Annotated in this window: 12 protein-coding genes; 8 read left to right on the top strand and 4 right to left on the bottom strand. The window is 53.3% G+C overall.

The genetic code is table 11. The features are described from left to right. Positions 1-12 precede the first annotated feature (12 nt). The 7 genes from ACQ9LF_RS06815 to ACQ9LF_RS06785 all read left to right on the top strand — a co-directional run bounded on the left by ACQ9LF_RS06815 (position 13) and on the right by ACQ9LF_RS06785 (position 6837). Positions 13-321 (top strand): hypothetical protein, encoded by a 309-nt coding sequence (locus ACQ9LF_RS06815; protein WP_462488632.1) that lies wholly within the window; start codon positions 13-15, stop codon positions 319-321. Between the two features lie 163 nt (positions 322-484). Continuing rightward, the gene (rpsP, locus tag ACQ9LF_RS06810; protein ID WP_462488631.1) at positions 485-865 is read left to right on the top strand and encodes a 30S ribosomal protein S16; all 381 of its coding nucleotides are present in this window, start codon (positions 485-487) and stop codon (positions 863-865) included. A 13-nt stretch (positions 866-878) separates the two neighbouring features. Further along, positions 879-1607, top strand: a complete 729-nt coding sequence (gene trmD, locus ACQ9LF_RS06805; protein WP_462488630.1) for a tRNA (guanosine(37)-N1)-methyltransferase TrmD — start codon at positions 879-881, stop codon at positions 1605-1607. A 17-nt stretch (positions 1608-1624) separates the two neighbouring features. Beyond that, the gene (gene rplS / locus ACQ9LF_RS06800) at positions 1625-1993 is read left to right on the top strand and encodes a 50S ribosomal protein L19 (RefSeq protein ID WP_462488629.1); all 369 of its coding nucleotides are present in this window, start codon (positions 1625-1627) and stop codon (positions 1991-1993) included. A gap of 12 nt (positions 1994-2005) precedes the next feature. Continuing rightward, entirely contained in the window at positions 2006-2401 is a 396-nt protein-coding gene (locus tag ACQ9LF_RS06795) for a YraN family protein (RefSeq protein ID WP_462488628.1), read from the top strand. Between the two features lie 65 nt (positions 2402-2466). Beyond that, positions 2467-3255: a TatD family hydrolase gene (locus ACQ9LF_RS06790; RefSeq protein WP_462488627.1), complete on the top strand. Its 789-nt coding sequence runs from the start codon at positions 2467-2469 to the stop codon at positions 3253-3255. Positions 3256-3420: 165 nt separating this feature from the next. After that, a complete protein-coding gene (locus ACQ9LF_RS06785) occupies positions 3421-6837 on the top strand; it encodes a DUF5696 domain-containing protein (RefSeq protein ID WP_462488626.1) in 3417 nt (1138 codons plus the stop codon). Between the two features lie 53 nt (positions 6838-6890). Here the strand turns inward: ACQ9LF_RS06785 and ACQ9LF_RS06780 are convergent, their stop codons facing one another. The 4 genes from ACQ9LF_RS06780 to ppdK form a co-directional block, all read right to left on the bottom strand. Continuing rightward, complete coding sequence (locus ACQ9LF_RS06780) at positions 6891-8198, bottom strand: rhamnogalacturonan acetylesterase (protein WP_462488625.1); 1308 nt, start codon at positions 8196-8198, stop codon at positions 6891-6893. A 205-nt stretch (positions 8199-8403) separates the two neighbouring features. Continuing rightward, complete coding sequence (locus ACQ9LF_RS06775) at positions 8404-8604, bottom strand: hypothetical protein (RefSeq protein WP_462488624.1); 201 nt, start codon at positions 8602-8604, stop codon at positions 8404-8406. Between the two features lie 56 nt (positions 8605-8660). Continuing rightward, entirely contained in the window at positions 8661-9410 is a 750-nt protein-coding gene (locus ACQ9LF_RS06770; RefSeq protein ID WP_462488623.1) for a SagB/ThcOx family dehydrogenase, read from the bottom strand. A gap of 107 nt (positions 9411-9517) precedes the next feature. Further along, a complete protein-coding gene (gene ppdK, locus ACQ9LF_RS06765; protein WP_462488622.1) occupies positions 9518-12277 on the bottom strand; it encodes a pyruvate, phosphate dikinase in 2760 nt (919 codons plus the stop codon). Positions 12278-12732: 455 nt separating this feature from the next. Between ppdK and ACQ9LF_RS06760 the strand changes: the two genes are divergently transcribed. Then, the coding region (locus tag ACQ9LF_RS06760) for a LamG-like jellyroll fold domain-containing protein (protein WP_462488621.1) at positions 12733-16389 on the top strand (3657 nt) is incomplete at its 3' end.

The raw sequence follows: 16389 nt of genomic DNA, 5'->3' as shown, positions 1-16389 counted from the left end.
CGGGCGGGCTATATGCCGCTGACAATCGAACAATATCTGGCTGGCGTGGGACGTTTTGTGGATGAGCCGTTCGCGAAACAGTTGCGAAAGCAGTTTCAAGACAGCCGCGGGTCCAGTGAACTGGCTGTGCTGCAGGCGCCCAGTCGGGAGGAATATGAACAGTTGTGCCGGCTGGTCGCGGTGATGACGCCCCAGGAAAAAGCCGCTGCCGATCGCCTGAGCGACTCGCAGATTCAGAAACTGGCTGCGGATGCCGGGGCGGATGCGGCCCTGGCAGCATTATTTTTTAACGGCTTTGTGTTAGAGTTAAGGAAAAAGTAAAAAGGAAAATGGCAAAATGAGTCGATTTTGTCATTCAAGACTGGGTTGGTGTTGTTGAAATAAGACAGCCTTTTACCTTTTTAATGCTGACGTTGTAACGTGCTTGTGCCTGACACCGTGTCTGGCGCAATGATTAACTATATGAGTAAGAAAGGTAACACACATGGCAGTAAAACTCAGAATGACCCGGATGGGTCGCCGTCATCGGCCGTTCTTCCGCATCAATGCGGTGGAAAGCCGGACGCCCAGAGACGGACGTATCCTCGAAAAGCTGGGCCACTATGATCCGATCGAAAAGGACAGCTCCAAACAGCTGGTCCTGAATCTCGAGCGGATCAAATTCTGGCTCGAACAGGGGGCCATCCCCACTGAAACCGTCGCTGAAATCATCGTCAAGCAGGGTGTCAAGTGCGCCTGGTACGAAGATTTGCAGGCTCGCCGCAAGAAAGCCCGCGAGATCGCCCGTAAGGCCAAACAGCCTTATACCAAGGCCGAAAAAATCGCCGCAGGCTACTTCAAGGTCGAAAAGAAAGAAAGCGAATAAGGTTCTTTAACGAATGCGTATCGATATCCTGACGCTGTTTCCCGAGATGTTCGAATCGCCCCTGAGCTTCTCGATACTCAAACGGGCCCAGCAGCAGAATATCGTTCAGATTGCTCTTTCAAATATCAGAGATTTTGCTCTCGACAACTACCGCAAGGTGGACGACAGCCCGTATGGCGGCGGCCCGGGTATGGTCATGATGTGCCAGCCCGTCTTCGACTGCCTGGACCACGTCCGCAGCCTGGACCCGGAACCGGGAAAAGTCCTGCTGATGTGTCCTCAGGGAAAACCCTTCAATCAGCAGATGGCAATAGAACTGGCCGCTCAAAAACGGCTGATTCTGATCGCCGGTCGCTATGAAGGATTCGACGAGCGAATTCGCACCGGCCTCGATGCCGAAGCGATTTCCATCGGCGATTACGTCCTCAGCGGAGGTGAATTGTCGGCTATGGTCGTCATTGATGCCGTCGTTCGGCTCCTGCCGGGCGCTCTGGGCGACAATCAGTCTGCCCATGACGAATCGTTTACCGACGGTCTGCTCGAGTATCCCCATTATACCCGGCCGGAAAATTTCCGCGGAATGACTGTTCCGCCTATCCTGCTGGGAGGAAACCACGCCAAAATCGCCGAATGGCGATTGCAGCAGCGGATCGAACGGACGCAGAAACAGCGGCCGGATCTGTGGGCAAAATATCTGCAACAGCAGCAGAGCAACTCAACGAAAACCAATACTAACGAATAAGATACAGGAGTATATCCGTGAAAGACAAATTGATACAGGCTGTGGAAGCCAAGAGCCTCAAGGCGGAAAAGCCGTATTTTGAAATCGGCGACACCGTCGAAGTCCACTGCAAGATTCAGGAAGGCGACAAAACTCGCATCCAGATTTTCAGCGGTACCGTCATCGCCCGAAAAGGCAGCAAGATGAATGAAATGTTTACCGTCCGCCGCATGGTCGGTGAACAGGGTGTCGAGCGTATCTTCCCGATTAACTCACCCAATATTGAAAAAGTCGTCCCGATCCGCAGCGGCAAGGCCCGTCGGGCAAAGCTCTATTACCTCCGCAAGCGTACCGGCAAGGGCGTCAAGCTGTCCCAGCGGCACAGCGAACATACCTCCGGCAAATAAACGGAGGATGCTGTGTGGCTGTGGCCGTTCGCAAGGGCGCGTCTGCTGCGGAATCCGGCAAAGCTGGGCCAATGGGGTGAAACCCGGGCCTGCCGGTTTCTGGTCAAGCTGGGCTATAAGCCCCTGGCCCGTAACTGGCGTGCCGAAAAAGGCGAACTGGACCTGGTGATGGCCGACGGCCGGGCAATTGTCTTTGTCGAGGTCAAAAGCCGACGCGATGAAGAGTTTACTCCGGCAGTTCGTGCGATCACCACACACAAAAAGAAATTGCTCTATCGAACCGCAAAGTGCTTTCTGAGACAATACCATCTTTCAGACAGGCCTTTGCGGTTCGACGTTGTTACGGTGGTTCTCGGCAGAACCGGAAGCCCGGAAATCCGACATTACCGGAATGCCTTTGTACCGTAACTCGATATATTACCTGCGTTATCCCATTAATACTGCTGAAGGCCATACCCTAAGTTGGATAGTGAATGTTTGATTTGATTATGAACCTGATTGATACCCATGCCCACCTGACCTATCCCGAACTGGAAAACCAGATCGATGATGTCCTGTCCCGCAGCCGCAAAGCCGGCGTTACCGGATGGATTACCATTGGCACCGACCGCATGCACAATCAGCGAGCTGTTCAACTGGCTCAGCGGTTCGACAACATGTTTGCCGCGGTGGGCTTTCATCCCCACCATGCGAATGAAGTCACCGACGACGATATTGCTTTTCTCGAACAGGCCGTACAAGCCGAAAAAGTCGTCGCCATCGGCGAGACAGGGCTGGATTATCACTACGACAATGTCGTGCCTGCTAATCAGGAACGTGTCTTTCGGGCACATCTGGAGATCGCGGCACGTTATCACAAGCCCGTTATCATCCACACGCGGCAGGCCTTTGACGATTCGATGGCAATTCTGGCCGAATATCGTGACAAAATTCCCAATATTGTCATCCACTGCTACGGTGGTGATTTTGCACAGACCAAATTTGTGCTCGACCGCGGTTATTACATCTCTTTTACCGGCACGGTAACGTTTAAAAAATCCGATGCTCTCCGCGAAGTTGCTAAAACCATTCCGCTGGACCGGCTGATGCTCGAATCCGACTGTCCGTATATCTCCCCCGAACCTGTTCGGCGGATTCAGCCCAATGAACCTGCACTCATTATCCACACCGCCAAGTGCCTGGCCGAACTGCATCATCTGGACCTTGATACCTTCGCCAATCACCTAACCACGAACAGCAAAACATTCTTTGCTTTGCCATAACGACTGGATTATCGGCTCTATCCTTGCAGGGAAATTTTCCAGCGACGGGGACTGGCCGCCTGCGATGCAATGACACAACATAAATTTAAGTAACGTTGTATCCATTGTTTGCGTCAAAGAGAGAGGGTTTGGCCGCAATATCCAAATCCATACGGAGATATGACGATGAACAAGATGACAGCAGGACGGGTGTTTTGGGGGTGGATAGCATGCTGCACGGCGGGGGTTTTAGCAGCAAGCGAGCCGGTGGAACTGCCTGCGGGCCACACTTCGCTGGCGGACGTGGGGGTCTATCAGATTCGTTATCAATCCTACGGTCAAGAGGCCGTCGGGATGCCTGCGTCGTGGGTGGGGACCGATGAGGCCAGCGGAATAATGTACCGGCCGGGGGAACATCTGCTGGGACGGGAGGGCATCCTGATCCATTCCCCCTGGCGGGTGCCGGCGGGAAAGACCTGGGTCGATTACCGGCTGCGGCTGCCGGAGACAAAGCCGGTGACGCTGTCATTCGGGATTGCGATGCGGCCGGATATTGCAACGCCGGATAAAAGCGATGGCGTGACGTTTGGCTGCACCCTGCTGGCCGGGGCGGGCGAAAAAGAGCTGATGCGTAAACATCATAACGAGGGCAGGTGGGAAGACTTCCGTTTTGACTTGTCCGAATATGCGGGAAAAGACATCACAGTGCGGCTGCAAGTGGAGCCGGGGCCAAAGAACAATTCTGCCTTTGACTTTTCATATTTTGGCGATGCGAGCATAACAGCCGGAACAGCCGGGGAGGCCCGGTCGGATACAGTCAAGCGGCTGACGGCTACGCAGGCATACCGGGCGACAGAGGGGGCAAGCCTGCTGGCACTGGCCAACCGGCCGGGACAGGGCGTGACACCGTCGAACCTGCTGCCCGCGACCAATGCCATCCACAAGACAGCAGTAGGGTATGATTTTATCTACGAAGGCAAGGATGCCAGAATTGTGTATCACTATGTGCCGGAATCGGGAACGCTCGATGATTTTACCGTCCAGATGGATAACCAGCCGCCATTCCAGCCCGCGGGGTCGGGCGGAGTCCATGTGATTGTGAATAAGAAAGTTCTCCCGGCCCGCGGCGGCAAGGCCGAGAGCATCAGACTGACCCATGGCGGACGGACACTGGAAGTGATTTGGGCTTATGCGATAGAGGACGTCTCATTTCAGGTACAATGGCAGTTTGGCATCATCGGCAAGGCGATGACAGTCAAGGCCAAGTGTGACCAGCCCGTATTGGCAGGGTTGTCGCTGGGACAGGTCTGCGGGGCACCACTGCGAAAGCTGTTTGGGATTCCGTATCTTTCGGCCAATCCGACAGGGGGAATGGTGACGTATCTGCCAGCCAATCAGGTATATGTCTGTCGGTATCTGGACTGGACGGTGTCTCACGCGTCGGCCTGTCCGGAAGGCGAGGCCCGTTATGAGCCGAAGACCGACGGCACCTATAATACGCTGCTCGAAAGCGGGTATGTGGCTGTGTCGCCGGATGTGGGCGAGGTGCTGCCGAATATTCCGCATCCGCCGTCACCGTATCTGCAGCAGCTTGGGCCGCTGGTGATGCTGGATATCTGGGGACATTACCAGGGAACATATCAGGGTGATGCGGAATTGCTGCGAACACTCAAAGACAACGGCGTGGATCATCTGGCGATTATCTCGCATGTCTGGCAGCGGTACGGATATGATGTCAAGCTGCCCGACCATCTGCCGGCCAATCCGGACTTTGGCGGCGATGAAGGGATGATAGAATTCGGCAAGGCGGCCCATGATTGCGGCTATACGTGGTCGCTGCATGAGAACTATATTGACTTGTACCCCGATGCGCCATCGTATCGGGAATCGGCGAGGGTGCTTCGTGCGGATGGGACGCCATCGCCGGCATGGTATAACGAAGGAACGAAGGTGCAGAGCTTCGGCCTGAAGTGCAATATGGCTTTGGATTTTGCCAAACAGAACACACCGGAAATTCACAAGCGATTCAGAACCAACGCGGCGTATCTGGATGTGCATACGTGTGTGCCGCCGTGGCATCAGCTGGACCATGAGGCGGGACAGCCGATGGCAGCGATGGCGCTGGCCAAGGTCAAGTACGATACGGAATTATTCCAGTATATGCGGGATACGCACCAAGGACCGCTGTTCGGTGAGGGGGCCAATCATTTCTACTGGGCGGGACGATGTGACGGTGTCGAGGCCCAGGTGGCCGGCGGGCAGGGGCATCAGCCATGTCTGGATTTTGATTTACTCAAGATTCATCCCCAGATGGTCAATCACGGTATGGGGTATTATGAGCGGTGGTTCGATGCGGGCTATGGGATGCAATGGGGCAGGGACGCAGGGTCCGTCAAACAGGTGGATCAGTACCGCGCGCAGGAAATTGCCTACGGACATGCCGGTTTTATCGGCAATGCACAGACAGCGAATATCCAGTGGGTGGCCAAGGAGCACCACATCATGCACGCGGTGCAGGCATTATATGGGACAGCCAAACCGACCGAAATCAGGTATGAGATTGACGGAACGTATGTCTCGGCATCCGTAGCACTGGCAGTGGGACAGCGCGGACGGCAGCGAATCAAGTATGACAGCGGACTGACAGTGTGGGTCAACTGGAACCAGACGCCGTGGACAGTTGAGGGGCGTGTTCTGCCGCAATGGGGATTTCTGGCACTGGGGCCTGATACTGAAGCGTGCATGGTCCTGCAGGATGGCAAGTATGCCGATTATGTGTCGTGCCCGGAGTATGTGTTTGTCGATGCCCGGACATCATTCAATATGCCGTATCTGCGAACGGCCAGAGCGATTACGCCGCGGCTGGAAAAGATGGAGTATTTGGGTGACGGCAGGATTCGTGTCCTGTATGCGTGGCAGGTGGAGGAATCGGTCGATGCAGATTATTCCTGTTTTGTACATTTTATTCATGCACAGAGCCATCGTGGCGAACATGTTGAATTTCAGCAGGATCACCGGCTGGCCCGGCCGACCAGCCAATGGAAGCCCGGCGAAACCGTGTTGGACGGACCTTATGAAATCAAACTACCTGTGGATGGATATGATACCTATGATCTGACCATGGGTCTGTTCAATCAAGACGGACGGCTGATGCTGTCGGGACCGACGGCGGATGGAACGCGGATTGTACTGGGGCGGCTGCAATTCCATCGCGAAGACGGCAAGATCAAAAACGTTATCGTGACTGATTGCAGCACGGAATATCAACCCAAAGACAGGACACAAGTGGATTTTAAAGCTCATCTGAATCCGGCGGGCACATGGGTCGATTTCGGTACTGTGGCAACGGATGGCTCGGTCAAGATTCAGAAGGATAAAAATGCATTAACCGTATTTCCTTATCCGCGGGATAAGACGTTCAACATCCGGTTGAATCTCAAGGCACTGGCTCCCAAGGCAGTGGCAGACAAAATCGAGGTCCGGGCGCTTGCGGCCGGCACGCAGAACGACCTGGGCAAGATAGATTATACGATGAAAGGAGACTTGCTGACATTCACACTGGGACTCAAGGGATCGGGCCGCTATGTGATTACCCTTCCATAAAATCAGGACGCGGTCTCACGGTTCTTTGCCAGAGCCGCGATTCAGACAGAGGCTCAGCTGCCTTCCGGCGTCACAGGATCGAAAGCAAGGCTGGCGGGGATATTGATCAACTCAACCGGATCGGGTTTGGCGGGATCAAATGCAGGACTATCGTTGGTCAGATGCTTAGCCAGCTCTGGAAGATTGACTTTGATGCCCTCGACAACGCATTTGGCCAGTTCGTAGGCGCCGTAATTGTTATGGTGGGTGCCATCCTGAAAGGCTTTTGCGGACCCCTCCGGCCCCAAAGCCTCGTAGAATAGTTTGCTCATGGCATTAAGGTCGATCAGCGGCACACTTTCGGATTTGCCAACCTGTCTCATGGCTTCTGGAAAACCGGCCAGCGTATCCACGACTTTTCCCTGTTCATCGAACCGGCGGCGGTGCATGGAAGTCACCAGAACCGGATGGGCACCGCGACGGCGGGCTTCATGGATGAAATGCTTGAGTGAATCCTGATACTTGACTTCCTCCGGTGTGCCCTGCTTCATATCATTATGGGCAAACTGGATGAACAGGTAGTCGCCCTTTTTGATCTGGCTGAGGATTTTATCGAGCCGCTTTTCGCTCATAAACGAATTGAGCCGCCGGCCGGACTCAGCATGATTGGCAACGGCAACCTCGGGTTTGAAAAATCGCGTCAGCATCTGGCCCCAGGAGGCCCAGGGTTCCTGGGGCTGGTCGGTGACGGTCGAATCGCCGGCCAGAAACACAGTGATCGCATCATCAACCTTTTTTATTTCGATGGCACAGACACAGGGCCGCTTTCCAATGAATTCCAGCGTCAAGCGATCATCCCAGTGAAAAGCCCTCTTCTCTCGGTCATTAATACGTACCTGTCCCCCACCGTCTATCTGACTATTGCGAACGTTGACTGTAAATGTCCGGCGGATCCATTCACCGGGTTTGGTTTGGGCCTTTTCAACCATCAGACGGCGCGATTCAGCCTTGATGGTGGTCTCGGCAGCGGTATCTTCGGCACCCAGTGTCACTGTAACACGGTAATTGCCCTCCGGCACAGCCACCGAAAACAGGAACGGCTTATCGGCGGTGCAGTAATCGCTCGTCAGAGCATCCTTGCCGCTCGAATCAGAACCGACCACCAGGGTTTGGCCCTCGAAACCATAGCCGGCCTCGGCCGTATAGACAGTCGTCGGTACGACCTGCACATAGCCGGCGGCTACGGGACCAGAACCGAAATCAAATTTCCATTCGGTCCTGGTACTGTCGCCAGCCAGGGACCCGGCAGCCAAACAAATCACCCCGCAAAGAGCAGGCCCTACCCATTTGCCCCCACCACACAGCACCTTATCCGTATTCATAGGTTCATTCTCACTCCATGTGCACTTCAATAATAACCGGCATATAAAGGATATAGACCCGAACGCGGTTTTTTGCCGCTATTTTTTAAAGGGTGGCTCTAAAAATTGCTTTTGAGCGGTAAAGAGAAGATTTTTGTCCGCCAAAATGAATTTTTAGAGGAACCCTAAAATCAATGCCTCGGATTCAAAGCGGTTTATATGAATATCACTCTTCAAACGTGCCGAGTTTGACCGGGGTGCATAGGCTTTCCTTGCTGGCCGCGACCCGACCGCAGCTTTTGCAGACATATTCGGGGTTCTGCACGAGCTGATGGTATTTTTTCGGGTCAGACTTGTGCAGGCCATCACTGGTCAGCTTGCATAGATGCTGGTCGTGGTTTTTGCATGGGGTATGGGTCGTTGACATAATCAGTTCTCCTGAATTTGGCTATATCCAAGTTTCAATGTTCGGTTTTAATGCAATTATTTTTTTCCGACTGAGGCCAGATAGATTGCAAATTCTTCCCGGCCGTCAATGCCAAGCAGGTCATCCAGCGGCTGCTGAAGATAGGCCGCAACAGCACAGGCACCCACATCGATGGATTCGGCGGCCAGGCACAGATTCTGGCAGGCGTGGCCGGCATCCAGAGCAATCAGCTTGCCCGCGGCGGTGCTGTATCGCCATTCCATCCGATACGGGATGGCGGTAAAGATAAAGTTGACCGCCGCCCGGCTCATCCAGGTCTGCCCGCAGCAGGCCGCGGCAACACTGGACATGATGTTCGAATCCGGCCGGATTAACAAGAGTTCATGCTCGACACCTAAATACCGATAGAGCCCCGCGGCTAATCCATCCACATGGCCAACGGCCAGATACAGCTCCAGGGCATGGCGGGCGCCCGCCGAGGGAACCGTGCGGAATAAGGCTTCGCCCTTTCCAAACACTTTCTGGACACCCTGTGCGGCCCAGCATAAATAGGCGACTTCATCGAGTGTTAACGGGGTGGTGCTGAATTTGCGGCGGCTTCGACGCTGACCAATGACTTCGGCAACCGCCGTTTTGAACGTAAACTCTTTTGGCAAAGCAAGTTGTATTCGATTTGCCTGCGGGTCAAATGGCTTTTCCACCGGCGGACAGGGCTTGCCAAGCTGCTGGTCAGGAACAATCGCATCGGCGCTGCCCCACAATTCCGCTTTCAGGAAATCACGACCTTGTTTTATCTTTTCCTGCATCGTCTGGTCTCCGTTGGCGGTCTATTATACCCGATATGCCGAAAATAAAAAGGCCTGCCGGGGTCACCGACAGGCCTTTTATATTTGGAACAAGCAAGGGTTATTGCTTATTTCTTTTTGGTTTTGCACTTGCCTTTGCAGCTGCAGCCTTCAGCAATCACAGCCTGGGCAGCGGCAAGACGGGCAATCGGCACTCTAAACGGCGAGCAGGACACATAGTTCATGCCGACTTTGTGACAGAACTTCACGCTGGCTGCTTCGCCACCGTGTTCGCCGCAGATACCGACCTTGAGGTCGGGACGTGTTGAACGGCCTTTTTCGATCGCCATCTTGACCAGCATACCAACACCAGCCTGATCGAGGCTCTGGAATGGATCGGCCTTGAAGATGCCCTTGCCTCCGTCCTTTTCGCTGGCAACGTAAATCGGCAGGAAACGGCCGGCATCGTCACGGGACAGGCCCAGGGTCATCTGGGTCAGGTCATTGGTACCGCAGGAGAAGAATTCAGCCACTTCGGCAATTTCATCAGCCAACAGGGCAGCACGCGGAATTTCGATCATCGTGCCGATCATGTATTTGACCTTCACTTTGGCTTCTTTGAGCAGGCTGTCTGCCAGGGCTCGAGCCTGGGCAACCTGAATGGCCAGTTCTTTCTTATCAATCGTCAGCGGAATCATAATTTCCGGCAGGACCTTGATGCCCTTCTTGGTGCAGTTGATGGCCGCTTTGATGATTGCGGTAACCTGCATCTCCAGAATTTCCGGATAGGTGATGCACAGACGGCAGCCGCGGTGACCGAGCATCGGGTTGGATTCGTGAAGCTGTTCGCAACGATGTTTGATCTTCTCGACGGGAATACCCGTTACATTGCTCAGCTTACGGAAGCCTTCTTCGTCCTTGGGAGTGAATTCATGCAGCGGCGGATCAATCAGACGAATGGTCACGGGCTTATTGTTCATCGCGGTGAAGATCCCTTCGAAGTCGCTCTGCTGGAACGGCAGCAGTTTGGCCAGAGCAGCCTTGCGGGCTTCGACGGATTCGGCCACAATCATTTCCTGCATGGCAAGCCGGCGTTCTTCGGTTTCGAAGAACATATGCTCGGTTCGGCACAGACCGATGCCTTCGGCCCCCATCTTGATGGCATTGGTGGCATCCGCCGGCGTATCAGCATTGGTACGAACCTTCAGGGTTCGGATTTCATCGGCATATTTCATGATGGTCTGATAGGCAGCGGGCTGCTCGGGCAGCTGCAACGGCAGTTTGCCCATATAGACATCGCCGGTGTTGCCGTCGATGGTGATAAAGTCGCCCTGCTTGATGACCTTGTCGCCAACCTTCATGGATTTGGATGCATAATCGATATCCAGCGCCTCGCAGCCAACGACGCAGCACTTGCCCCACCCGCGGGCCACCACGGCTGCATGGCTGGTCTTGCCGCCGGTTGCGGTCAGAATACCGACTGCAGCATGCATCCCACCGACATCTTCGGGGCTGGTTTCTTTTCTGACCAGAATCAGCTTTTCGCCCAGCTCGGCCATTTCTTCGGCTTCTGCGGCGGTGAAAACAACCTTGCCGGCGGCAGCACCCGGTACTGCATTAATACCGGTAGCAATCTTGGTCGCGGTCTTTGCAACCTTGGCATCCAGCTGCGGATAGAACAACCGTTCGATGTCTTCAGGTGTAATGCGTGCAACCGCTTCTTCCTTGGTCAGCAGTTTTTCCTTGACCATGTCGGCAGCAATCTTGAACACGGCCGCCGCAGTACGTTTGCCGGTACGGCACTGAAGCATATACAGCTTCTCTTCCTGCACGGTGAATTCGAGGTCCTGCATATCCTTATAATGCTTTTCCAGCTGGACTCGCACCTGGCAAAGCTGTTTGTAAGCCTTGGGCAGCAGCTTGGCAAGTTCGGCGAGTTTCAGCGGCGTCCGGATACCGGCCACCACGTCTTCACCCTGAGCATTGATCAGGCAGTCCCCATAGAATACATTTTCGCCGGTGTTGGGGTCGCGGGTAAAGCACACACCAGTACCGCTGTGATCTCCCATGTTGCCGAACACCATGGTCTGAACATTCACCGCAGTTCCTTTGAGATCGCTGATTTTTTCGACGCGGCGATAGGTTACGGCTTTATCAGCTTCCCAGCTTCCGAACACAGCCGCAATGGCACCCCAAAGCTGTTCATACGGATCCTGAGGGAACGGCTGGCCTTTCATATTATCCGAGTAGAATTTCTTGAACTCGGCACACAATGCCTTGAGCGCCTCGGCACTCAATTCAGGGTCGGTCTTGACGCCGGCCCTCTGCTTGGCATGAGCCAGCATTTCTTCCATCGGCTCTTTGGATAATCCCATCGCCGTGGTGCTGTACATCTGGATAAACCGACGATACGCATCGTACGCAAACCGCGGATTATTGGTCTTCTTCGCCAGGCCTTCAACCGACTGATCATTGAGACCCAGGTTCAGAATGGTTTCCATCATCCCGGGCATCGACCGAGCGGCACCGGAACGAACCGAAACCAGCAGCGGATCGTTGACATCGCCGAATTTCTTGCCCATGGCTTTTTCGACTTTGGCCATGTTTTCACGCACTTCCGCCTTTAATGCATCGGAAATCTTTCGGCCAAGCCGGTAGAATTCTTCACAGTTGGGAATCGAAATGGTAAATCCGGGAGGAACCGGCAGCCCGGCAGCAGTCATATCTGCCAAACCAGCACCCTTACCGCCAAGAATCATCTTTCGTTCGCTTTCCGTTTTGGCGACAGACATCCCTTCGGCCTTGCCGTTGCCGAAGAAGAACACTGTCTTTTTGGCCTTGGCCGGGGAGGCTTTTTTGGCCGCAGCTTTAGCTTTCGCCTTTGCCATGTTCTGTTTCTCCTATATCTGAAATTTGTTAATTTTTATATGGCGTTTCTGGTATAGACCCCGACCGCCGGGGCGCATAATATCTTCTCATCCAATAGTAAAGATTGCAAAATATAGCTCACTCTGACGCATGTGTCAACCCGTAAATATCCTACAATGTCCGGAAAAAACCGATATTTACGCAAACAAGAACCCGTTCATGAATAAGAAAAACCCTCACCGTTTGATATAAAAGCAGATATGGCGGATTCAGTTTTATAGTGGACAAAAAAATCCTGATTTTTATTGTAGTCGTTCTGGAAAAATTAAAATTTTTGACCTAAAAAAAAAGACCTTAATTGAGTATTATATTATTATGGTGTTGCATTTGACGTTAAAATCTTCAATGGGGTTGGCATCGAACAAGATAAATCAGACATAGAACGCGTCTATGGTCATAAAAAGCCGGAGAATTCATGAATTGGATTAAAACATATTGCGCCATAATCGCCGTCTGTTTGGCATCGACCGCTGTTTGTGCACCACATGGGGGGGAGATATACGAGCTTTCGCAGCCCGACGGAAGTACTGTCCAGGTAAGAGTTTATGGAGATGAGTACTACCAATATGTCGAATCCCTGGATGGCTACACCCTGATTCGCAATCCTCAAACCGGCTGGATTGAATATGCCCAGACCAATGAGGATAACAGTGAGTTTGTGGCAACGGGTGTGGTTTACGACGATAAAGTGAATATAGACCCATATCATCCCGTATTTGAGCCTTCAGCACGACAGGCTACCGGGGCCAAATGGAAACAAGGCAATCCGGATAACAAAAAACCTTTTATTGAAAAAAGAAAACGTCTTCGCAAAGAGGTCGCCAGACAAAAAGCCCTGGACAATATGAAACACATTGATCCGCGGAAATATGTTGCCCTGACCGCAGACAGCTCCATAGAGACCTTCCAGACCATCAGCCCTGCCGGGGATATTTCAGCGGCCCCTGTGACCGGGTCGGTTATCGGACTGACTATTCTGATTGATTTTTCTGATCAGCCTGCAACGATATCACAGGCCGAAATTGAAAAGTACTGCAATCAGCCCGGCTACACCGGGTTCAGTAATGCAGGCTCGGTTTATGATTATTTTTACGATGTGTCCAACGGCAAGCTCCAATATACCAATTATGTCACTGCATATTACAGAGCTAAAAACCCGAAATCCTACTACGAAGGAGATTGCAGCAGTTGGGGTAAAACCAGCGAACTGATCAATGAAGCCGTTCGGGATCTGGATGCCAAGGGTTTTGATTTCCGCATTCTGAGTCTTAATGGAACTCGGGTTCGGGCATTAAATATTTTCTATGCCGGCAATCCTTCCTGCGGCTGGAGCAAAGGGCTTTGGCCCCATAAAGGCTGGTGGTCGGGATACACCACGGATGAAGGGGTTACCTTTGGTGACTATCAGATGAGCAATATCGGCAGCAGCCCATCCATTTATGTGTTTTGCCATGAGAACGGACATATGGTGTGCGGCTACCCTGATTTGTACGATTATGGCGGAGAATCGAGCGGAGTCGGTAATTTCTGTGTGATGTGCGGACGGCCCAACGACAAAAAACCAGTACCTCCCTGCGGTTATCTGCGTTCCACCACCGGATGGGAAACCGTGATTGACATCACCAATGACCCGGCCGGGACGCTGCGGCAGCTGACAGCCAACGCCAATGTCAGCTTGAAATACACCAATCCGAACAATGCCAAAGAATTCTTCATGGTTGAAAGCCGCCTGAAAACCGGTCGAAGCGAAGTCCTGCCCGCCGAAGGACTTCTCATTTGGCACATCGACGAAGCCGGCAGCAATGACAATCAGGAAATGACACCGTCATCCCACTACAAAGTCTCTCTCGAACAGGCGGACGGTGCGTTCCATCTGGAAAAAAATAATAACAGCGGCGACAGCAATGACTCTTTTCGTGCCGGATATAAAGACCAGTTTGATGATTACACCTCGCCGAATAGTCGCTGGTGGAATGGTACGGTATCGGGTTTAAGCCTGACGCAAATCAGTGCGGTATCCGGACAAATGAGCTTGGTTGTTGGCGCCAGCGCCCCCGAGGGATACTGGAAATTCGACGGCAATGGCAATGACAGCAGCGGCGCCGGGAAAACGCTGACGTTGTTCGGCAATCCAGCATGGTCTTCGGACACTTGGAAAAACGGCCTGGCCAATCTTGATCGCTGTCTGATGTTCGACGGCATTGACGATTATGCCCAGGTTGCAAATGTTGCCGATTCAGCCGCTTCCATCAGTGCCGCATTCTGGCTGCGTTGCGATACCCCGGGTGAGATGGTATTACTGGATAAATTTCCTTCCGATTCGAGCGGATCCGGCTGGCGGATCTGGCTGGACAGCGAAGGCCGACTGCACTTTACCATCGGCTCTCAGGGGGCATCCACGGATTTAGCCGCTGGTCAGCCTGCAGCAGTCCCGGGCCTGTGGCGGCATATTGGCTGCACATTCTCCAGAGGAAAAGCCCTTATTTTCATCAACGGACAAGCCGTCGCCGAAGCCACAGAAATACCTTACACGCCGGCCTCTTCCGGACTCCTGACTATCGGCAAAAGCAATGCTGTGGTGTTCGGTCAGCCGTTTCGGGGACGATTGGACGAACTGACGATTTATACCACCAGTCTCAACGATCTGCGGATTCAATCGATGCCGGGGTTGGCATTTCAGGAACAATTTGGAACTCTCGGATACTGGAAGTTTGATGATTTAGCGGGTCCAACCGCATCCGACACCAGCGCCATGGCCAGCAGCGGCACATTAAACGGCGGAATGACCTTCGAAAAAAATGCTGTCGCGGGAGTCCGCGGCCAAGCCCTTTCATTTGATGGAGTCGATGATTTTGTACAGATCACCAACGGCACTTCCACGCCCGGCACAGGCTTCACGGTATGCCTGTGGGCCTATCCGACTGCGGTCAAGACCTGGGCACGCTTTATTGATTTCGGCAACGGTTCCGCTTCGGATAACATCCTGCTGGCACGCTATTCAACGACCAATGACCTGGTACTTGAAGCGTACAACGGTTCTTCCAGCGGCGGTATAGTGCGGGCCGCCAATGCCATCGAATTGAATCAGTGGCAGCATTTCGCCGCAACCCTGGATTCTGCCGGCAATGCCAAACTCTACAAAAACGGCATTCTGATTCAATCCGGCACAACAGGCATATTCAAGAAAATCGCTCGAATCAATTCCTACATCGGAAAAAGCAACTGGAGTGCCGACCAGTTGTATCAGGGTGTGATGGACGAGGTTCAGATTTTCAACTCAGTCCTGACCCAACAGCAGATTCAAACACTGATCAACGGCACCTGGGCCATGGCCCCATCTCCCAAAGACCACGCCACCCTGGTTTCGACACAGTCCCTGCTGAGCTGGCAGGGAACCACCTCGGCAGTCATGTATGGAATCTACCTGGGAACGGACGCGACAGCCCTTGCCGCAGCAACACCGGCCAGTCCTGAATTTCTGGGTTATTGCTCATCCAATCAACTTAACCCCGGAACATTAAATACCCATACGGTTTATTACTGGCGGGTGGATTCCATCCTGGAGAATGGTACCACCATCTCAGGCCCCGTATGGAATTTCACAACCACAGGTTCACTGACCCGACAGGTTTATACCGATATCAGCGGTTCGAGCATTTCCAATCTGACCAGTGCATCCAAATATCCCAACAGTCCGGACCGGTATGATACGGTTACCACTTTTGAATCGGCAACAGACTGGCTGGACAATTATGGCACCCGGATCGAAGGGTATCTGACACCGCAAACCAGCGGCTCATACACCTTCTGGATTGCCGCGGATGATGCCTGTGAATTGTGGCTGAGCACCTCAGACAATCCCGCCTATAGTTCACGGATTGCCTACTCTACCGCTTATACCAACTCACGTCAGTGGACCAAGTATTCCACACAGAAATCTGCAGCCCGGAGCCTGACTGCCGGTCAGCGCTATTACATCCGTGCCCTGCAAAAGGAAGCGTCCGGCGGGGACAACCTTGCAGTTGCCTGGCAGGGTCCGGATTGTCCAACCCGCAGTGTTATTCAGAGCCGT

The organism is Anaeroglomus insulsum (assembly GCF_050689095.1).
Classification (GTDB): domain Bacteria; phylum Planctomycetota; class Phycisphaerae; order Sedimentisphaerales; family Anaerohalosphaeraceae; genus Anaeroglomus; species Anaeroglomus insulsum.
This window is presented reverse-complemented; position numbering and strand designations above follow the sequence as displayed.